The following is a 20,194-nucleotide window of genomic DNA, read 5'->3' on the forward strand; positions in this document are numbered from 1 at the left end:
CTGTTCCCGGGAGGCGCCGCGTCATCGGGCCGCCCGGGCTCGCCGGGGACGTTCCCGGATTCCGCTGACGGAAAAGGGCCGTGAGGCCCTTTTCCCATTTCCGGAGCACGTTTTCCGCGCTGCCGCACACGCTGTGCGACATTCTCCCGCTGGCTGAGAATGTGTCGGCAAATCGCTGTGTTTTACCTGGAAGTGCGCGTCTGCTAATCCGCAGTTAATGACTTTTAGGTATTTTTACCTAATGTCCGACTTGACGCAGTTGTTGCGCCGGGACTTGCCGGCGTCCATCGTCGTGTTCCTGATCGCCATCCCCCTGTCGCTCGGCATCGCCGCGGCATCCGGGGCCCCGCTGCTGGCGGGGTTGGTCGCCGCGGTTGTCGGCGGCATCGTCGCGGGCGCGCTCGGAGGCGCCCCGTTGCAGGTCAGCGGCCCGGCCGCCGGTCTGACCGTGATCGTGGCGGGAGCCGTGGCGGACTTCGGGTTCGCCGGCACCGCCGCCATCGTGGCCGTCGCCGGAATCGTCCAGATCCTGCTCGGCGTCTCCCGCCTGGGACGCGCCGCCCTCGCCCTCTCACCCGCCGTCGTGCACGGCATGCTGGCCGGCATCGGCCTGGTCATCGCGCTCAGCCAGATCCACGTGCTGCTCGGCGGAGCACCGCACAGCAACGCCTGGGACAACCTCAGGCAACTGCCCGCCCAGATCGTCGACCACCACGGGCCGGCCGCCCTGCTCGGCCTGCTCACCGTGGCGATCCTCGTGCTCTGGCCGCGCGTCGTGAAGGTCTCCGTCCTGCCGGCCGCCCTGGTCGCTGTCGTCGGGGTGACCACGCTCGCGGCGGTGTGGGGCGCCGACGTGGCCCGCGTCAACCTGCCCGACGAGCCGCTCGCCGAGCTGATCACCCCGGTCTGGCCGGACGCCCCGATCCACAAGATCACCATCGCGGTGCTCACCATCGCGCTGGTCGCCAGCGTGGAGTCGCTGCTCTCCGCGGTCGCGGTCGACAGGCTGCACGACGGGCCGCGCGCCCGGCTCGACAAGGAGCTGGTCGCCCAGGGCACCGCGAACACCGTCTCCGGCCTGCTCGGCGGTCTGCCGGTGACCGGGGTGATCGTCCGCAGCTCGACGAACGTGGCGGCCGGCGCCAGGACCCGGGCGTCGGCGATCCTGCACGGCGTGTGGGTCGCGGTGTTCGTGCTGCTCTGCGCGTCGCTGCTGGAGATGATCCCGATGGCGGTGCTGGCCGCGGTGCTGATCGTGGTCGGGGTGAAGCTGATCAACCTCGCGCAGATCCGCACCTACGCCCGGCACGGAGAGCTACCGACGTACGCGGTGACAGCCCTGGGGGTGGTCTTCGTCGACCTGCTCACGGGCGTGGCGCTCGGCATGGCCACCGCCGCGGTCATGATCCTCTGGCGCCTGACCCGATGCGAGATCCGCACCGTGCAGCGCGGGCCCGACCAGTGGCTCGTCACGATCAGCGGCACCCTCGCGTTCATCGAGTCGGCACGGATGACCCGGGAGTTCGGCGCGATCCCGCCGGGCGGGGACGTCGACGTCGAGCTGCACCTCGACTACCTCGACCACGGCGCGTTCGAGACGATCAAGAGCTGGGAGACCGGGTACGTACGATCGGGCGGCCGCGTCCACATCCACGAAGTGCACGACTCGTGGTTCCACCGGGCCACCTCCGGGCGGCTCGGCGGTGGCCGGAGCACCCCGCGCCTGCTCGGCTCGTGGTCACGCTGGCAGGGCATCAACGAGCAGCGCCGCGACGCCATGGCGGCCGGGATCGCCGAGTTCGAGCGCAACGTCGCCCCGATGGTCCGCCCGCACCTGGCCGCCCTCGCCCGCGACGGGCAGCGCCCCGAGCAGCTCTTCATCACGTGCGCGGACTCCCGCCTGGTCCCGAACCTGATCACCGCGAGCGGCCCGGGCGACCTGTTCTGCGTCCGCAACGTCGGCAACCTCGTCCCGGCGCACGCGTCGGCGGAATCGCAGCGCCCGCGCGGCTCGGCGGCGCCGCCCACTGCCGGCGACGCGTCGGTCGGCGCGGCCGTCGAATACGCCGTCGACGTCCTCGGCGTCACCACGATCACGATCTGCGGCCACTCCGGCTGCGGCGCCGTCCGGGCGCTGATGTCCGGCGCGGCGACTCCCGGCTCGTCCCTCGGGGACTGGCTCAGCCTGTCCGGAGTCCACTTCAGCGACGTGACCGACGAGGAACGCTGCTGCACGGAGAACGTGGTCCAGCAACTGGCGAACCTCCGGACGCACCCGAGCGTCCGGGCCGCCGAGTCGGCCGGCAACCTGCGCCTGATCGGCATGTACTTCGACATCGCGGAGGCACGCATGTACGAGGTCGACCCGATCCTCGGCGTACACCGTCCCGTGGACACGCCCGCGGCCTGACCGTTCCCGCCCATCGACGGCGCCCGTCCCGGCTCAGCCCGGGCCGGGCGCCGTCCGCTCTCCGCCCCCGCTTCCCCAACCCCTCCCGCAGTACGGCCGCACCCCCACCCACCCACGTCGCTCCCGAGCCTCGCGGCCGTCCGGCGCGCGAGGTGTCGCCGAGCCCAGCCGGACGCGAGCCTGGCGGCCGTCGGGCGCGTGAGGTGTCGCCGGGCAGCACGCGAGCTTGACCGCCGTCCGGGGCGCGAGGTGTCGCCGGGTCAGGCAGCCGGCACCGTGACCGCGCCGCTTCGGTGACCAACGGCCTCCCTCGCGGATCTCACCCGGTCAGCGCGGGCGCGTGCCACCGCCCGGGGTCAGGGCTCGCGGGGGTGGATCGTGTCGTCGAGGACCCGGGCGGTGGCCAGCGCGTCGGCGAACGTCTCGGGGGACAGGTCCAGGCCGGCGGGGAGCCAGGTGATCGTCGGGCTCGTGGGCTCGGTCATGGACAGCAGGATCTCGTCGGGGGTGAGGCCGGCCGCGCGCAGCGCACGCAGTTCACGCGGGTTGACGCCCGGGATCAGCGGGCCGTTGCCGAGGTCGGTGCCGTAACGGACGGTTCCGCCGTGTTCGACGAAGCGCCGCAGGTTGTCGAGGGCGACGTCACGGAACGGATCGGGGTCGCCCCAGCCATGGATGTCGAGGGTGCTGATCCAGGTCATCCGGGCGGCGCAGGCGCGGATCAGGGCGTCCGGGAGCGGCTCGGTCCACGGGGTGTGTGCCAGCAGGTCGGCGCCCGCTTCGAAGGCCGCGGCGACCGTGCCGGGACCTTCGGCGTGGACGACCACCTCGAGCGAGGCGGCGTGCGCGGCGTCGACCAGGGCGCGCAGGGTGGGCTGCGGCAGCATCGGGCCGCCGGCGTGGGCGGTGACCTTGATCAGGGTGGCTCCGGCGGACCAGGCCTCGGCCACGGCGACGCCCGCGTCGGCGGCCGAGGTGATCTCCCGGCAGCTTCCGGCGGGTGCCCAGGCGCGGTCGCTCGGGTAGCCGCCCGGAGCGATCAGGAACGGTCCCGCGTAACGGATCCGCGGAAGCCTCGGCCACCCGGACCCAGCGGCCCGGCCCGGCTCGGCGTGGGCGCGGGCGATTTCATCCGGGCCGGTGGGAGCGGTGCCGGCGGGCTCGGCCGGGCCGGTGGGAGCGGCGCGGGCGGCGAGCTGCCGGAGGGTGGCCGGGTTGCCGCCGAGGTCCCAGACCTCGGCGATGCCGCCGGCCCGGACGGTGGCGAGGTCGGCCAGGGCGGAGTGCACGTGGGCGTCCATCAGGCCGGGCAGCAGGGTGCCCGGGAACCGGCGGAGCCCGTCGGCCGGGGCCATCTCCGCGGGGACGGGTTTGACCACGCCGTCCGTGCCGGCCCGCAGGGCGACGCCTTTGCGGAGGCGGCCGCCCCACCAGATCGAGTCGGCGGCCAGCCACTGGACGCGGGGCTCCGGCACCCGGGTGACGGTGGGGCGGGGCTCACCGGGGCGCGCGGCCCGGGCCGTACGGGAGAAGCACATCTCGCCGCCGCAGCCCGCGCCGCCGCAGGGGCTCGCGGGTGAGGCCGGAGTGCAGGTGTCAGGTTCGGCAGGTGTGGTCACTGGTGCTTCTCCACCAGGTCGCGGAGGACGGCGAGGCCCTGGTAAACCTCGGTGAAGCTGGTGCTCAGCGGCGCCGGCCCGATCCGCAGCCCGTCGGGCCGGCGGTAGTCGGGGATGACGCCGGCGGCCCAGAGCGGCTCCAGCAGCTGCTCGAACCCGGGCCGCCGCAGGGTGACGTGACCGCCACGGCGCTCCGCGGAACGGGGGCTGACGACCTCGACGCCGAGCGGGACGAGCCACTCGTCGGCCAGCTCCAGCACGAAGCCGGTGAGCAGCAGCGACTTGGCGCGGACCGCCTCGATGCCGGCGGCGGCGAGCATGTCCAGGTTGGCGTGCGCCGGGACCATCGCCAGGATCGGCGGGGTGCCGCTGAGCAGCGCGCGGATGCCGGTCGCCGCCTCGTATCCCGGGCCCATCTCGAACGAGGCGCGGTGCCCCATCCACCCCTGGATCGGCTGGCGCAGCGAATCCTGCAGCGAGTGGCGCAGGTAGGCGAACGCGGGCGCGCCCGGGCCGCCGTTGAGGTACTTGTACGAGCACCCGACCGCGAGGTCCACCCCCCACTCGTCGAGCGCGATGGGGACCGAGCCGGCCGAGTGGCACAGGTCCCACAGGGTCAGCGCGCCGGCCTCGTGCGCGATCCGGTTGATCTCCGGCACGTCGGCGAGCCAGCCCGACCGGTACGCCACGTGGGAGAAGAGCACCAGCGCGGTGTCGGCGTCGACCGCTTCCGCGACCTGGGCGGGCTCGATGCCGGTGACCGGGTCGGTCTCGATCCAGTGCAGGGCGAGCCCGCGCTCGGCGGCGATGCCCTCCAGGACGTACCGGTCGGTGGGGAAGTTGTCGGTGTCGAGGACGACCTTGCGCCGCCCGGGCCGCGCGTCGACAGCGGCCCGCGCCAGTTTGTAGAGCAGCACCGTGGTCGAGTCCGCGACGACGGTCTGGCCGGGCGCGGCGCCGAGCGCGATCGCGCCGAGCCGGTCACCGAGGGTGAGCGGCCACTCCAGCCAGCCGTCGGTCCAGCCCTGGATGAGCCGGCCGCCCCACTGATCGCGGACGAAGTCGTCCATCAGGTCCGCTGTCGCGGCGAGCGGCCGGCCGAGCGAGTTGCCGTCGAGGTAGGAGACGACCGACGGGGCCGGCAGGAACCTGTCCCGGTACGACGCCAGCGGGTCGGCGGCGTCCAGGGCGGCGGCCCGATCGAGAAGGCTCAACGGGGGACTCCGATCTCGGTGCGCACGGCATACAGCTCCGGGAAGAATGTCAGATCGAGGGCCGCCTTCAGGAAGTTGACCCCGCTGGAGCCACCGGTCCCGCGCTTGAAGCCGATCGTGCGTTCCACCGTCTTGAGGTGCCGGAAGCGCCAGAGCTGGAAGTTCTCCTCCAGGTCGACCAGTTCCTCGCAGGCCTCGTAGGCCTCCCAGTGCTGCTCGGCCTTCTCGTAGATCGTGGTGAAGACCGGAACGAGCTCCTCGGCGAACGACCAGGCCTCGGTCACGTCCCGTCCGATGAGCGCGGCGGGGACCGGGTGCCCGTGCCGGGCCAGGTAGCGCAGGAACTCGTCGTACACGCTGGGCGTGCCGAGCAGGTCCGCCAGCAGCTCACGGGCGGCCGGCTGGTCGTCGAAGATCCGCAGCATCCGGCGGTCCTTGTTGCCGAGCAGGAACTCGACGGCCCGGTACTGGTAGGACTGGAAGCCCGACGACGTGCCGAGGAAGCTGCGGAACTGCGCGTACTCCGTCGGGGTCAGCGTCGCCAGCACCGACCACTGCTCGGTCAGCGTGCGCTGGATGTGCTTGACCCGGGCCAGCCCCTTGAGCGCCGGTTTCAGCTCGTCCTTCGCGAGATGGGCGAGCACCGCGCGCAGCTCGTGGATGATCAGCTTCAGCCAGAGCTCGGACGTCTGATGCTGCAGGATGAAGAGCAGCTCGTCGTGGTGCTCGGGCACGCTCACCGGGTGCTGGGCGTTCAGGATCTCGTCGAGGTGCAGATACTCCCCGTACGAGAGATTGACCTTGAAGTCCTTGACGATGCCGTCCTCGATCGGCCGCGTTGCCGACACAGTGATCACCTACCTCTTGTCCGGATCAGGAGATCACACCGGACCGTGGTAGACCCAGCGGGCGTTGTGCCGGACGAACCTGCTCGTCTCGTCCAGCACGCCCGGGGTGCCGTTGTCCCGGAAGTGTGCACGGAACGTGACGGTTCCCTCCGCGTCGAACAGGGTGCCACCGGTGCTCTCCTGCACCTCCAGGCGTACCCAGCGCAGGCCGGGATCACTCTCCAGGGTCGCGGGCCGGGTGTCCGGGTGCCAGGTGTCGAGAACGTAATCGGTCAGGTCGAGGGCGAACGCGCTGAAGCGCGATCGCATCAGGGCCTCCGGGTTCTCCGCCGGCTTGCCGTCGTGCAGGGGACCACAACATTGCGCGTACGTCGGTGAGCCGCACGGACATGCCCTCGCGCGCGGTGTTCGCTTGCCAGCCATGCCGGACAGTCTTCCTCAGCCGGCCTGCTGCTCCACGACGATCCCGCTGATCACCTTCTGGCACCGGTCCAGTTCCTCGATGAGGCCCTGCATCTCCTCGATCGCGTCGACCGCGTTCTGCGTGTCGGCGCGGATCCCGCCGACCTGGGTGCCGATCTCGCTGGTGGCGGTGGCGGTCTCGTTCGCCAGGTCCTTGACCTCGCTGGCCACGACGGCGAAGCCGCGGCCCGCCTCGCCGGCCCGCGCCGCCTCGATGGTGGCGTTGAGCGCCAGCAGGTTCGTCTGCTTGGCGATCGTGGCGATCAGCTGGACGACCTTGCCGATCTCGGTGCTGCTCGCCTCGAGTCGCTGGATCACCTGCACGGCGGTCTCCGCCGCGCGCACCGCGGCCTGGGTGGCGGTGGCCATGTCGTTGCTCACGTTGGCCAACCGGTGCACCGAGTCCCGTTGCCGGTCCTGCGCCGACCAGTCGGTCTGGGCGCCGCCGCCGGACGACCAGCTGTCGTTCTGATCCCAGTTGGTCATATCGTGGTGATCCCTCTCTTACCGGTAGCTCACAACATGCCATCCGGCGCACCCGTCGCGGAGCGTTTTCCTCTTTCTCGTGGGGGACAGTGCGGCGCCGTTATGGAAGCGTGAGGTAAGCGCCGTCAGCACGAAGCGCGACGACTGAACCGGGTAAGTCCGGGAGGGGCGGCGGCCGGACGCTCACCGGGCGTGAGGCATCGACGGAATGCTGCCGACGATCCTGCAAGCCACGGTAAGGATTGCCAACTGTTTCAGAAGATGGCGCAAACCGCTGTTCAGTTCTTGCAACAGGTTGACGTAGGATTCCGTCGTGACCAAACGTCTTGCCGAGGTGGCGAAGAAGGCCGGGGTCAGTGAGGCGACCGTCAGCCGGGTGCTCAACGGGCGCGACGGCGTCTCCGAGGCCACCCGCGCGTCGGTTCTCACCGCCCTCGATGTCCTGGGCTACGAGCGACCCACCAAACTGCGCGGTGAGCGCGCCCGCCTGGTCGGCCTGGTGCTGCCCGAGCTGCAGAACCCGATCTTCCCGGCCCTGGCCGAGGTGGTGACCGCGTCGCTGGCGCAGCGCGGCTTCACCCCGGCCCTGTGCGCCCGGACCATCGGCGGCGTCCCGGAGTCGGACTATGTCGAGATGCTCCTGGACCATCAGGTCTCCGGCGTGATCTTCGCCGGCGGGTCGTATGCGCTGGCCGACGCCTCGCACGAGCACTATCGGCGGCTGACCGATCGGGGCCTGCCGGTCGTGCTGGTCAACGCGGGGGTCGACGAGCTCGGCTTCCCCCGGGTGTCGACCGACGACGCGGTCGCCGTCGAGCAGGCGTTCGGCCATCTGCGCTCGCTCGGTCACGAGCGCGTCGGCATGGTGCTCGGCCCGGAGGGGCACATTCCGTCGCGCCGCAAGGTGGCCGCGATGATCCAGGTCGCGGGCTGGGGCGACGATGCCTGGGTGGAGCGCTCCAGCTTCTCCATGGAGGGCGCGCGGGTCGCCGCCACGAAGCTGATCGAGCGTGGCGCGACCGGGATCATCTGTGCCAGCGACGTGCTCGCGCTGGGCGCGATCCGGGCCGCGCGCCGCCTCGGCAGGTCGGTGCCGGGCGACGTCTCGGTGGTCGGCTTCGACGACTCCGCGTTCATGACCTGCACCGATCCGCCGCTGACCACGGTTCGCCAGCCGATCGAGACGATGGGCCAGGCCGCCGTCGACATCCTGGTCAGCCAGATCGAGGAGGCCGGCGTGCTGCACGACGAGCTGCTCTTCGAGCCGGAGCTGGTGGTCCGCGGCTCCACGGGGCCCGCTCCGAGGTAAGCGCTGCAAGAACCGGACGGCCGTCAATCGCATCTTGCGGTTGGCGGCCGTCTTTTCTTGTCCGCGGGACGGACGAATCCCGGCAAAGGTGGGCTAATGCTCGTACCGTCGATATCTGCCATGTCGTTGTCGTGTCTTTTCAGTGCGCGATCGAAACCTTGCGGAAACGTGTCGGTCTGGCTACGGTGACTCCACTCACAGAGGTGACTCCGTGAACACCGAAGCAGATCGATGAACGTCCTGGATAACCGTTCCCGAAGGGATGGACAGATGTCCGCACCGCAGTACCGGAGGGTCGCGGCGTTTGCGCTGGCGGCCGGCCTGGGACTCAGCCTCGCGGCGTGCTCCACGAAGAGCGACGACGACGGCGCCAGTGCCGACGGCAAGGTCACCATCACGGTCGACTGCATGCCGGTCGGCACCGAGAAGGACCTGCTGGCGAACTGGAACGCTGACGTCGCCGCGTTCCAGCAGGCCAACCCCGACATCACGGTCAAGAGCGTGAGTGTCGGCACCCAGTGCAACAACCCGCCGGACTTCACCGCCCGTCTCGCCGGTGGCACCACCACCGACGTCTTCTACGGCTACATGACCGACCTCCAGCAGGTGCTGGACTCGGGTCAGGCCGCGGACATCACGCCGTACCTGAACAAGGACACCATCAGCACCTGGGACGACGTCGACCCGGCGCTCAAGAGCGTCTTCACCGACGGCGGCAAGACCTACGCCGTGCCGGTGAAGAACTACTCGATGGGCCTGGTCTACAACAAGGTCCTGTTCCAGAAGGCGGGCCTGGACCCGGCGAACCCGCCGAAGACCTGGGCCGAGGTCCGCGCCGCGGCCAAGAAGATCGTCGCGGCCGACCCGGGCGTCGCCGGTTACGCGGACTACAGCGCCGGTAACACCGGTGGCTGGCACTTCACCGCCGAGATCTACTCGCAGGGCGGCCAGATCCTGAGCGCGGACGGCAAGAAGGCCGACTTCAACAACGCGACGGGCAAGCAGGTCCTGCAGAACCTCAAGGACATGCGCTACACCGACAACAGCATGGGCTCGCGCCAGCTGCTGCAGTGGGGCGACCTGCTGACCAACGCCGCGGCCGGCAAGGTCGGCATGTTCATCGGCGCGCCGGACACCACCCAGGCGATCGTCTCGCAGTTCAAGGGCAAGTACGAGGACTGGGCCGTGGCCCCGCTGCCCGGCCAGGACGGTCTGGCCAAGGCCACCCTCGGCGGCGGTGAGGGCTACTTCTTCAAGAAGGGCCTGTCCGACGCGCAGATCAAGGCCGGGCTCAAGTGGGTCGCCTACGAGAAGCTGACGGTCGGCAAGGGCCAGTTCGACTACCCGCGGGCCAAGCCGCAGAACTACCCGGTCGGTGTGCCACAGCCGCTGCTGTTCGCGAAGGACAGCGCGACCGCCAAGGCCGAGTACGACCTGCGCAAGGCCAACGCGAACGTCGACCCGGCGATCTACTCGCAGTTCGAGGCGCAGCAGCTCCCGATCAAGGGTGAGCCGGCCAACGCCCAGGCGATCTACGCGGTGCTCGACTCGGCCATGTCGGGTGTCCTGACCGACCCGAACGCCAACGTCGACGCGCTCCTCAAGACCGCCGAGGAGAAGGTCAACCAGCTGCTGGCCGCCGGCAGCTGATCCGAGCGGGACGGGAGCCCCGGGCTCCCGTCCCCGATCAACCCAGGAGTCCTCCCTTGGCGATCATCACCGCCACCCGGCCGGTGGACGCGAGCTCGGCGGCGGCGCCGGCCACGACCCGGCGCGGTCGCAAGCTCCGTGACAACCTCACCGGGTACACGTTCCTGGCCGGAGCCATCCTCTGCTTCGCCGTCTTCACCTGGTACCCGATGGTCCGCGGGATCATCATGAGCTTCCAGCGGACCAGGCGCGGCGTGACCACCTGGGTCGGCTGGGACAACTACACCCGGATCTTCGCCGACCCGAGCTTCTGGCCGGCCTGGAAGAACACCGTCTACTTCACCGTGCTGGCCCTGGTCATCGGGTACGCGGTGCCGTTCTTCGTGGCGATCCTGCTCAACGAGCTGCGCCACGCCAAGGGCTACCTGCGCATCCTGGTGTACCTGCCGGTGATGCTGCCGCCGGCCTCCGCGCTGTTCCTGTTCAAGTTCTACGCGTACGACCCGAGCGACGCCGGCCTGTTCAACGCGGTCCTGAAGTTCCTGCACCTGCCCACGTCGCAGTGGATGCAGTCGCCGAGCGCCACGATGCCGGCCATGGTGATCGCCTCCACCTGGATGAACATGGGCAGCGCGGTGCTGATCTACCTGGCGTCGCTGCAGAACATCCCGGGTGAGCTCTACGAGGCGGCCGAGCTGGACGGCGCCGGGCTCTGGCGGCGGATCTGGAACGTGACGATCCCGCAGACCAAGCTGATCCTCGGCCTGCTCGCGATGATGCAGATCGTCGCCACCATGCAGGTCTTCGTCGAGCCGCTGATCCTCGCCAACGGGGCCGGCACGCAGGACTCGGCGACCACCGTGGCGTACCTGATCTACCAGCACGGCTTCTTCCAGAACGATCTCAACGGCGCGGCGGCGCTCGGCGTGGTCATGCTCGGGGCCCTGGCCGTCTTCTCGGCGTTCTACCTGCGCCTGACCACCAAGAACGACTGAGGACGGTACGTCATGGCTCAAGACTCCGGTTCACGCACGCTGATCTCGGCGGCCCAGCTCCGTCGGGGCAAGGGCAAGTATCTCTACTGGACGCTGCTGACGCTCGTCGTCCTCGGGTTCACCCTGGTCTTCATCGGGCCGCTGTACTGGATGGTGACCGGCGCGCTGAAGACCGGTCAGGAGGTCGCGCAGACCCCGCCGACGTTGTGGCCGCGGCATCCGAACTTCAGCAACTACGTCAGCGCCTGGCAGAACCTGAACCTGAGCAAGCTGCTGTTCAACACGTTCTACTACGCGGCGGGCGCGGTGCTGTTCCAGCTGGTCCTGGACACCGCGGCGGCGTACGCCTTCTCCAAGCTGCGCCCGGCGCTGGGCAACGTGATCCTCGGCGCGATGCTGGCCACCCTGATGATCCCGACCATCGTCCTGGTCGTCCCGCAGTACGTGACGGTGATCGACCTGCCGATCCTGCACCTCAACATGCTGGACTCGCCGTTCGCGATCTGGCTGCCGCTGGTCACCAACGCGTTCAACATCTTCCTGTTGAAGCGGTTCTTCGACTCGATCCCGGAGGAGCTGATGGCGGCCGCGCAGGTGGACGGCGCGGGCCCGCTGCGCACGCTCTGGTCGATCATCCTGCCGATGTCGCGCCCGATCCTCGGCGTCGTCTCGATCTTCGCGGTGACCTACGTCTGGAAGGACTTCCTCTGGCCGAAACTGGTCATGCCGTCCCCGGAGACGCGGACGGTCAGCGTCGGCATCTACGCCTTCTCGGGCGGCTCGTCGCAGAACGAGATCATCGCGGCCTCGGTCATCGCGGCCATCCCGACCGTGATCATCTTCCTGCTCTTCCAGCGCAACATCATGTCCGGCCTGACCGCGGGCAGCGTCAAGGGCTGAGCGGGGCCCGGAAAAGCACACCCTCGCCCCTTGAAGCGCAAAAAATGCTGCAATAACACGCAGAAAGAGAGTTTTCGTGTCCGCAAAAGACAGTGAGTGGTGGCGCGACGCGGTCATCTACCAGGTGTATCCCCGGAGTTTCGCCGACTCCGACGGTGACGGCGTCGGCGACATCGACGGCATCCGCGCCCACCTGGGCCACCTCCGCGATCTCGGGGTGGACGCGATCTGGATGAGCCCGTGGTACCCGTCGCCGATGGCGGACGCCGGCTACGACGTGGCGGACTTCCGCGACATCGACCCGGTCTTCGGGACCCTGGAGGGCGCCGAGGCGCTGATCGCCGAGGCACACGCGGCCGGGATCCGGATGATCGTCGACATCGTCCCGAACCACATCTCCTCCGAGCACCCGTGGTTCAAGGCCGCCATCGCCTCGCCGGACGCGCCCGAGCGGGACTACTTCTGGTTCCGGCCCGCCTCGGATCGGATGCCGACCGGCTGGACCGGCGAGTTCGGCGGGACGACCTGGTCGAAGGCGCCCGACGGCTCCTGGTACCTGCACCTGTTCACCCCGGAGCAGCCCGACCTCAACTGGGAGCACCCTGACGTGCGGGCGGAGTTCGAGGACATCCTGCGGTTCTGGTTCGACCGGGGCGCCGACGGCATCCGGATCGACTCGGCCGCGCTGCTCTTCAAGGACACGGCGTTCCCCGAGGTCCAGGACGGCAAGCCGCACCCATTCCACGACCTGGACGCGGTGCACGACGTGTACCGGGCGTGGCGGCGCGTCGCCGACGAGTACCAGGGCCGGGCGCTGATCGGCGAGGTGTGGATGCCGGAGGTGGAGCGCTTCACGAACTACCTGCGGCCGGACGAACTGCACGCGGCGTTCAACTTCGACTTCCTCGGGTGCGCCTGGGATCCGTACCTGATGAGGGCCTGTATCGATCGGACCCTCGACGCACACGCCAAGATCGGCGCGCCACCGACCTGGGTCCTGTCGAACCACGACGTGACGCGGCACGTGACCCGGTACGGCCGCACCGACACGACGTTCAGCTTCGAGAACAACCTCGACGGCACCCCGGTCGACCTGGAGCTCGGCACGCGCCGCGCCCGGGCCGCCGCCCTGCTCTCCCTCTCGCTGCCCGGCTCCACCTACGTCTACCAGGGTGAAGAGCTCGGCCTCTGGGAGAACGAGAACATCGCAGAAGACCAGATCCATGATCCGATGTACGCCCGCAGGGGCCACACCCGCGACGGATGCCGGGTGCCGTTGCCGTGGGCGGGCGACGAGCCGCCGTACGGATTCAGCACCGCCACGCCGTGGCTTCCCCAGCCCGCGGAGTGGAAGGACCGCACGGTCCAGGCACAGACCGGCGACCCCAGCTCGATGCTGGAGCTCTACCGCTCGGCGATCCGGCTCCGCCGTACCCAGGAAGCCGGTTTTGCCTGGTCGGACCTCGGCGACGGGGTGCTCGCCTGGACCCGGGGCGACCACTTCGCCTGCGTGCTCAACCTCTCCGGCGCTCCCGTTCCCCTGCCGGAGCACCAGACCATCCTGCTCGCCAGCGGCCCTCTCGACGGTGACCTCCTCCCCCAGGACACCGCGGTCTGGCTGCGCCTCTAGAAACCTGGCGACGGGCGTCACCGGTTCCACCGCCGGCGGCGCCCACGAGCAGGACGAGAAAACGAAACACCGGGGGCTGGCCACACCAAGGAAGGGACCCATGGCCAACCGCACCGCCCCACTCGCTGTCGCAGCCGCCGTCCTCGCGGCTGCCGTCACCACGGTGGTGACCTGGCAATCCACCCCGGCCCAGGCCGCCGGGCTCTCCCCGTTCGACGTCGCCGGCCGGGGAGCCACCGTGCCGTTCACCGAGATCGAGGCCGAGCGGGCCGCGACCAACGGCACGTCGACCGGCACCGACCGGACCTACGGCACGCTCTCCTCCGAAGCCTCCGGCCGGGAGGCGGTCACCCTCGACGCCGCGGGTGAGTACGTCGAGTTCACCCTGACCAAGCCGGCCAACGCGGTCACGTTCCGCTACAGCGTCCCGGACGGCCGGAGCGCCTCGCTGGACCTGCGCACCGGCTCCACGCTGATCAAGACCGTGCCGGTGACCTCGAAGTACGGCTGGTACTACGGCTACTACCCGTTCACCAACAACCCCGGGGACGGGCGGCCGCACCACTTCTACGACGAGGCCCGAGCGCTGCTCGGAACGACGTACGCGGCCGGCACCAAGATTCGGATCCAGGTCGCCTCGACCGCGCAGTCACCCAGCTTCACCATCGACCTCGCCGACTTCGAGAACGTGCCGGGCCCGATCGGCAAGCCGTCCGGCGCGATCGACGCGGTGGCCGACTACGGCGCCGACCCGACCGGCGCCACCGACTCCACCGCGAAGATCCAGGCCGCGGTGAACGCCGGCTCGGCGGCCGGCCGGGTCGTGTACCTCCCGCAGGGCAACTACACGCTGTACAGCCACGTGATCGTGGACCGGGTCACGCTCGCCGGGGCCGGGCCCTGGTACACCGTGCTCGGCGGGCGCCACCCCACCCAGCGCAACCTGGCCGCCGGCATCTACGGCAAGTACAACGGTCAGGGCGGCCCGAGCCAGAACGTCACCGTCAAGGACCTCGCGGTCATCGGTGACATCCAGGAGCGGGTCGACGAGGACCAGGTCAACGCGTTCGGCGGCGCCATGTCGAACTCGACCATCGACAACGTGTGGATGCAGCACACCAAGGTCGGCGCCTGGATGGACGGGCCGATGGACCGGTTCACGATCAGGAACAGCCGGATCCTCGACCAGACCGCCGACGGCGTGAACTTCCACATCGGGGTGACCAACTCGACGGTGACCAACACGTTCGTGCGCAACACCGGTGACGACGGCCTGGCCATGTGGGCCGAGAACACGCCGAACGTCGGCAACTCGTTCACCCACAACACCGTGGTCGCGCCGATCCTGGCCAACAACATCGTCAGCTACGGCGGCCGGGACATCACGATCAGCGACAACGTGATGGCCGAGACCCTCACCAACGGCGGTGGCCTGCACGTCGGCAACCGGTACCCGGGCGTGCAGGGCGCGACCGCGGTGGCCGGCACCTGGACGATGGCCCGGAACACCCTGATCCGGACCGGCAACTCCGACTACAACTGGAACTTCGGCATCGGCGCGCTGTGGTTCTGGCCGGACTCGGGCGCGATCACCGGGGCCACCCTCAACGTGACCGACACCGACATCCTGGACAGCTCGTACGCCGGGATCCAGTGGATCGGGAACAGCACCAGCGGGCTCAACCTGACCAACGTGACCATCGCCGGAGCCGGCACGTTCGCGTTGCAGGCGCAGGCCCCGGTCACCGCGACGTTCACCGGCGTGAAGGCCACCGGGATCGCGCAGAACCCGCCGACGTACAGCTGCGTGGGCTCCGGGCTGGCGATCACCGACGGTGGTGGCAACTCGGGGTGGCAGACGGCCAACCCGTACTGCGGGCCGTGGCCGGCGCCCCGCTGGACCAACAGCAGCACGCCCCCGTCGTCGCCCCCGTCCTCGCCGTCCTCGCCGTCTCCGAGCGCGAGCGCCAGCACTCCGACGCCGACCGGCAACCTCGCCGCGGGGCGCCCGGCCAGCGCCACCGGCCAGGCCGACGTCTACGGCCCGGGCAACACCACCGACGGGAACGCGAACACCTACTGGGAGAGCACCAACAACGCGTTCCCGCAGTCGATCACGGTCGACCTCGGTCAGAACCGGCCGGTCGCCCGGCTCGTGCTGAAACTCCCGCCGGCCACGGCGTGGGCGACCCGGACCCAGACGCTGTCCGTCCTCGGCAGCACCGACGGGTCGACCTACAGCACGGTCAAGGCGAGCGCCGGCTACGTCTTCAACCCGGCGAGCGGCAACACGGTCACCGTCCCGGTGACGACGACGCAGCGCTACCTGCGGCTCACCTTCACGGGGAACACGGGCTGGCCGGCCGGTCAGCTCTCCGAGTTCGAGGTCTACGCCTCCTGAATCGTCCGGGCGGGCGGCTCCCACCGATGCCGCCCGCCCGGCGTCTCACCTCTCCAGGGAAGAAAGGTGCGCTCCCGCATGTCCAGATTCAGGCTCATAGTGGCTGCCACGGCAGCCGCGAGCGTGGTCGCCGCGCTCGTCCACGCCCCGGCCGCGCTCGCCGCCGGGCCCAACCTCGCCGCCGGCAAGACGTTCAGCGCGTCCAGCTACACCGACGTCTATTCGGCCGGCAACGCCGGTGACGGCAACGCGAACACGTACTGGGAGAGCAACAACAACGCGTTCCCGCAGTGGCTGCAGGTCGACCTGGGCACCGCCACCTCGGTCAACCAGGCAGTCCTCAAGCTGCCGCCGGCCACCGCCTGGAGCACCCGCACCGAGACGCTGTCGATCACCGGCAGCACCGACGGCTCCAGCTTCAGCCAGCTCAAGGCGAGCGCCGGGTACACGTTCAACCCGTCCTCGGACAACACGGTGACCGTCGACTTCACCGCGGTCAGCGCGCGCTTCGTCCGGCTGAACTTCACCGCGAACACCGCGTGGCCGGCCGGTCAGCTCTCCGAGCTCGAGGTCTACGGCCCGGTCACCGGGGACAGCCAGGCGCCCAGCGCGCCCGGCGGCCTCGCCTACAGCCAGCCCGCGAGCGGGCAGATCCGGCTGACCTGGAACGCGTCGACCGACAACACCGGCGTGACCGGATACGACATCTACGCCAACGGCCAGCTCCGGACGAGTGTCGCCGGGAACGTCCTCACCTACACCGACAGCCAGCCGGACTCGGCCACCGTCGCCTACTACGTGCGGGCCAGGGACGCGGCCGGCAACGTCTCCGGCACCAGCAACACCGTGACCCGTACCGGCGCGACCGGGGACACCCAGGCACCGACCACGCCCGGGACGCTCTCCTACACCACGCCGGCCGCCGGGCAGATCCGCCTGGCCTGGGGCGCGTCGACCGACAACGTGGGCGTCACCGGCTACAACGTGTACGCCAACGGGACCCTGCGGACGACGGTCACCGGGACCACGTACACCGACAGCCAGGCCGACACCGCGACCGTCTCGTACTACGTGAAGGCGCGTGACGCGGCCGGCAACGAGTCCGCGGCGAGCAACACGGTGACCCGGACCGGCACCCCCGGCACCGGCACGAACCTCGCGGTCGGCAAGCCCATCGAGGCGTCGTCGTCGATCTTCACCTTCGTCGCCGCCAACGCGAACGACAACGACACCGCCACCTACTGGGAGGGTTCCGCCTACCCGGCCAACCTGACCGTCAAGCTGGGCGCCAACGCGACCGTCTCCTCGGTCGTGGTCAAGCTCAACCCGGCGACCGACTGGGGCACCCGGCAGCAGACGTTCGCGGTTCTCGGCCGGGAGCAGTCGTCGGGCAGCTACACCACGCTGGTGGGCTCCGCGACGTACACCTTCAATCCCTCGTCGCAGAACACCGTGACCATCCCGGTCTCCGCGACCACCGCTGACGTCCGGCTCTCCTTCACCGCGAACAGCGGCGCGCCCAGTGGACAGGTCGCGGAGCTGCAGGTCATCGGCACCGCGGCGCCGAACCCGGACCTGACCGTCACCGGGTTGTCCTTCTCGCCGGCGTCGCCGGTCGAGACCGACGCGATCACGCTGTCCGGCACGGTCCGCAACGCCGGCACGGCCGCCTCACCGGCCTCGTCGATCACCTTCTACCTGGGTACGGCGAAGGCCGGCACCGCCACGGTCGGCGCCCTCGCCGCCGGAGCCAGCGCGACCGTCTCGGCGTCGATCGGCGCCCGGGACGCGGGCAGCTACGCGCTGTCCGCGAAGGTCGACGAGGCGAACACGGTCGTCGAGACCAACGACGCGAACAACTCGTACACCAATCCCTCGAACCTGGTCGTCGCGCCGGTCAGCAGCTCCGACCTGGTCGCCTCGGTCGTCTCGTGGTCGCCCGGCAACCCGTCGGCGGGCCAGACGGTCAGCTTCTCGGCGACCCTCAAGAACCAGGGCACCGCGGCCTCGGGCAGTGGGGCGCACACCGTCACGGTGACCGTGCTGAACGGCTCGGCGACAGTGAAGACGTTCACCGGGTCGTACACCGGCACGCTGGCCGCCGGCGCCTCCTCGCCGTCGATCAGCCTGGGCACCTGGACCGCGGTGAACGGCAAGTACACGGTCCGCACGGTGGTCGCCGCCGACGCCAACGAGCTGCCGGTCAAGCAGGCCAACAACACCAGTGAGAAGCCGTTCTTCGTGGGTCGCGGCGCCAACATGCCGTACGACATGTACGAGGCCGAGGACGGCACGACCGGTGGCGGCGCCGCCGTCGTCGGGCCCAACCGCACGGTCGGCGACCTGGCCGGTGAGGCGTCCGGGCGCAAGGCCGTGACGCTGAACCAGACCGGTTCGTACGTCCAGTGGACCACCCGCAACGCCACCAACACGGTCGTCGCGCGGTTCTCCATCCCGGACGGCACCACCAGCTCGATCAACGTCTACGTCAACGGGTCACTGAACAAGACCCTGCCGCTGACCTCGAAGTACGCGTGGCTGTACGGCAACGAGACCGCGCCGCAGAACTCCGGCACCGGCCCGCGCCACATCTACGACGAGGCGAACATCATGCTGACCGGCTCGTTCCCGGCCGGCAGCACGATCAAGCTGCAGAAGGACTCCGGCAACAGCGGCGCGATCGCGATCGACTTCATCAACCTGGAGCAGGTCACGGCCATCGCGAACCCGGACCCCGCCAAGTACGTCGTGCCGACCGGCTTCGACCAGCAGTCGGTGCAGAACGCGCTCGACACCGCGCGGCAGGACAGCACCAAGGTCGGCGTCTACCTGCCCGCCGGTGACTACCAGACCGCCAACAAGTTCCAGGTGTACGGCAAGGCCATCAAGGTCGTCGGCGCCGGCCCCTGGTACACCCGCTTCTTCACCCCGTCGACCCAGTCGGAGACCGACGCCGGTTTCCGGGCCGACGCCACCGCCAACGGGTCGACGTTCGCGAACTTCGCGTTCTTCGGCAACTACACGATCCGGATCGACGGCCCGGGCAAGGTGTTCGACCTCGCCAACGTCAGTGGGATCACGATCGACAACATCTGGGCCGAGCACGTGGTCTGCCTGTACTGGGGCGCGAACACCGACAACATGGTGATCAAGAACTCGCGCATCCGGAACACGTTCGCCGACGGCGTCAACATGACCAACGGCAGCACCGGCAACCTGGTCGACAACAACGACGCCCGGGCCACCGGTGACGACTCGTTCGCGCTGTTCTCCGCGATCGACGCGGGCGGCTCCGACGAGATCAACAACACCTTCTCGAACCTGTCCAGCACGCTGACCTGGCGGGCCGCCGGCATCGCGGTCTACGGCGGGTACGCCAACACGTTCAAGAACATCTACATCGCCGACACGCTCGTCTACTCCGGCATCACGGTGAGCTCGCTGGACTTCGGCTACCCGATGAACGGCTTCGGCGCCAACCCGCCGACCGTGCTCGACAACATCTCGATCGTCCGGGCCGGCGGCCACTTCTGGGGCCAGCAGGTCTTCCCGGCCATCTGGATGTTCAGCGCGTCCAAGGTGTTCCAGGGCATCCGGATCAGCAACGTGGACATCGTCGACCCGACCTACTCCGGCATCATGTTCCAGACCCAGTACGACGGCGCCGGCCGGCCGGTCAACCCGATCACCGACACGATCTTCACCAACGTCACCATCACCGGCGCGCAGAAGAGCGGTGACGCCTTCGACGCCAAGTCCGGTTACGGCATCTGGGCCAACCCGCTGCCCGAAGCCGGTCAGGGCCCGGCCGTCGGCTCGGCCACCTTCACCAACCTCACCCTGAGCAACAACTACCGCGACATCGAGAACCCGACCAGCACGTTCACGATCATCCGCAACTGACGATCAGGTGGTTCCGTGCCCGCTGTCGCTTCCCGGCGGCGGGCACGCCCAATTCCCCAACCATGCCGCAGTACGACATTCTCGGCGCCCGTTCACAGGCGACACGACCAAGCCCCCTGCGTGTCCGCGCGATCCTCGCTCCCCACCAGCTCCGGCCGCGGTGCGGCGTCCCAGCTGGTTCTCATGGGCGTTATTCGTGCCTCATAACGCCCATGAGAACCAGCCGGAACCGCAACCCGCGGCCGGGACGTCGAGTGGTCGCGGTCTCGCGCCGCGGGGCTCGCGGGGCTCGCGGGGCTCGCGGGGCTCGCGGGGCTCGCGGGGCTCGCGGGGCTCGCGGGGCTCGCGGGGCTCGCGGGGCTCGCGG

General features: G+C 69.7%; 13 protein-coding genes. 8 read left to right on the forward strand and 5 right to left on the reverse strand.

Going from position 1 to position 20,194, the window contains the following annotated elements; all coding sequences use genetic code 11:
• The first annotated feature begins 241 nt into the window (after positions 1 to 241).
• The gene (locus tag Acy02nite_RS33150; protein WP_203749567.1) at positions 242 to 2,410 is read left to right on the forward strand and encodes a bifunctional SulP family inorganic anion transporter/carbonic anhydrase; all 2,169 of its coding nucleotides are present in this window, start codon (positions 242 to 244) and stop codon (positions 2,408 to 2,410) included.
• Positions 2,411 to 2,766: 356 nt separating this feature from the next.
• Here Acy02nite_RS33150 and Acy02nite_RS33155 read toward each other — a convergent pair whose 3' ends face one another.
• The 5 genes from Acy02nite_RS33155 to Acy02nite_RS47300 all read right to left on the reverse strand — a co-directional run bounded on the left by Acy02nite_RS33155 (position 2,767) and on the right by Acy02nite_RS47300 (position 7,039).
• The gene (locus Acy02nite_RS33155; protein ID WP_239175440.1) at positions 2,767 to 3,885 is read right to left on the reverse strand and encodes an amidohydrolase family protein; all 1,119 of its coding nucleotides are present in this window, start codon (positions 3,883 to 3,885) and stop codon (positions 2,767 to 2,769) included.
• 140 nt (positions 3,886 to 4,025) lie between these two features.
• The gene (gene kynU, locus Acy02nite_RS33160) at positions 4,026 to 5,243 is read right to left on the reverse strand and encodes a kynureninase (RefSeq protein WP_203749570.1); all 1,218 of its coding nucleotides are present in this window, start codon (positions 5,241 to 5,243) and stop codon (positions 4,026 to 4,028) included.
• Positions 5,240 to 6,091, reverse strand: coding sequence for a tryptophan 2,3-dioxygenase (locus Acy02nite_RS33165; RefSeq protein WP_203749573.1), 852 nt, complete (start codon positions 6,089 to 6,091; stop codon positions 5,240 to 5,242). Before Acy02nite_RS33165 ends, kynU begins: the two co-directional genes overlap by 4 nt.
• Before the next feature lie 33 nt (positions 6,092 to 6,124).
• A complete protein-coding gene (locus Acy02nite_RS33170; protein WP_203749576.1) occupies positions 6,125 to 6,514 on the reverse strand; it encodes a YchJ family protein in 390 nt (129 codons plus the stop codon).
• Between the two features lie 15 nt (positions 6,515 to 6,529).
• Positions 6,530 to 7,039, reverse strand: coding sequence for a methyl-accepting chemotaxis protein (locus Acy02nite_RS47300; RefSeq protein WP_203749579.1), 510 nt, complete (start codon positions 7,037 to 7,039; stop codon positions 6,530 to 6,532).
• Positions 7,040 to 7,352: 313 nt separating this feature from the next.
• Here Acy02nite_RS47300 and Acy02nite_RS33180 point away from each other — a divergent pair, with 313 nt between their 5' ends.
• From Acy02nite_RS33180 to Acy02nite_RS33210, 7 genes are all read left to right on the forward strand, one after another.
• Entirely contained in the window at positions 7,353 to 8,348 is a 996-nt protein-coding gene (locus Acy02nite_RS33180; RefSeq protein WP_203749582.1) for a LacI family DNA-binding transcriptional regulator, read from the forward strand.
• A gap of 270 nt (positions 8,349 to 8,618) precedes the next feature.
• The gene (locus Acy02nite_RS33185) at positions 8,619 to 9,998 is read left to right on the forward strand and encodes an ABC transporter substrate-binding protein (RefSeq protein ID WP_203749597.1); all 1,380 of its coding nucleotides are present in this window, start codon (positions 8,619 to 8,621) and stop codon (positions 9,996 to 9,998) included.
• Positions 9,999 to 10,054: 56 nt separating this feature from the next.
• Positions 10,055 to 10,993 carry a carbohydrate ABC transporter permease gene (locus tag Acy02nite_RS33190; protein ID WP_203749601.1) on the forward strand — a complete coding sequence of 313 codons (939 nt, stop codon included), beginning with the start codon at positions 10,055 to 10,057 and terminating at the stop codon, positions 10,991 to 10,993.
• A gap of 12 nt (positions 10,994 to 11,005) precedes the next feature.
• On the forward strand, positions 11,006 to 11,893 hold the full coding sequence (locus Acy02nite_RS33195) for a carbohydrate ABC transporter permease (RefSeq protein WP_203749604.1): 888 nt from the start codon (positions 11,006 to 11,008) through the stop codon (positions 11,891 to 11,893).
• Between the two features lie 76 nt (positions 11,894 to 11,969).
• Positions 11,970 to 13,523: a glycoside hydrolase family 13 protein gene (locus Acy02nite_RS33200; protein WP_203749607.1), complete on the forward strand. Its 1,554-nt coding sequence runs from the start codon at positions 11,970 to 11,972 to the stop codon at positions 13,521 to 13,523.
• A 100-nt stretch (positions 13,524 to 13,623) separates the two neighbouring features.
• Positions 13,624 to 15,924 carry a discoidin domain-containing protein gene (locus Acy02nite_RS33205; RefSeq protein WP_203749610.1) on the forward strand — a complete coding sequence of 767 codons (2,301 nt, stop codon included), beginning with the start codon at positions 13,624 to 13,626 and terminating at the stop codon, positions 15,922 to 15,924.
• A 78-nt stretch (positions 15,925 to 16,002) separates the two neighbouring features.
• Positions 16,003 to 19,827 carry a discoidin domain-containing protein gene (locus tag Acy02nite_RS33210; protein WP_203749622.1) on the forward strand — a complete coding sequence of 1,275 codons (3,825 nt, stop codon included), beginning with the start codon at positions 16,003 to 16,005 and terminating at the stop codon, positions 19,825 to 19,827.
• Positions 19,828 to 20,194: the final 367 nt, after the last annotated feature.

The organism is Actinoplanes cyaneus (assembly GCF_016862095.1).
In the GTDB taxonomy this organism is placed as follows: domain Bacteria; phylum Actinomycetota; class Actinomycetes; order Mycobacteriales; family Micromonosporaceae; genus Actinoplanes; species Actinoplanes cyaneus.

Bases quoted from the DNA above. Each gene is read 5' to 3' on its own strand.
- Acy02nite_RS33150 (WP_203749567.1), top strand. From the start codon at position 242: ATGTCCGACTTGACGCAGTTGTTGCGCCGGGACTTGCCGGCGTCCATC.
- Acy02nite_RS33170 (WP_203749576.1), bottom strand. From the start codon at position 6,514: ATGGCTGGCAAGCGAACACCGCGCGCGAGGGCATGTCCGTGCGGCTCA.
- Acy02nite_RS47300 (WP_203749579.1), bottom strand. From the start codon at position 7,039: ATGACCAACTGGGATCAGAACGACAGCTGGTCGTCCGGCGGCGGCGCC.
- Acy02nite_RS33185 (WP_203749597.1), top strand. From the start codon at position 8,619: ATGTCCGCACCGCAGTACCGGAGGGTCGCGGCGTTTGCGCTGGCGGCC.
- Acy02nite_RS33195 (WP_203749604.1), top strand. From the start codon at position 11,006: ATGGCTCAAGACTCCGGTTCACGCACGCTGATCTCGGCGGCCCAGCTC.
- Acy02nite_RS33205 (WP_203749610.1), top strand. From the start codon at position 13,624: ATGGCCAACCGCACCGCCCCACTCGCTGTCGCAGCCGCCGTCCTCGCG.
- Acy02nite_RS33210 (WP_203749622.1), top strand. From the start codon at position 16,003: ATGTCCAGATTCAGGCTCATAGTGGCTGCCACGGCAGCCGCGAGCGTG.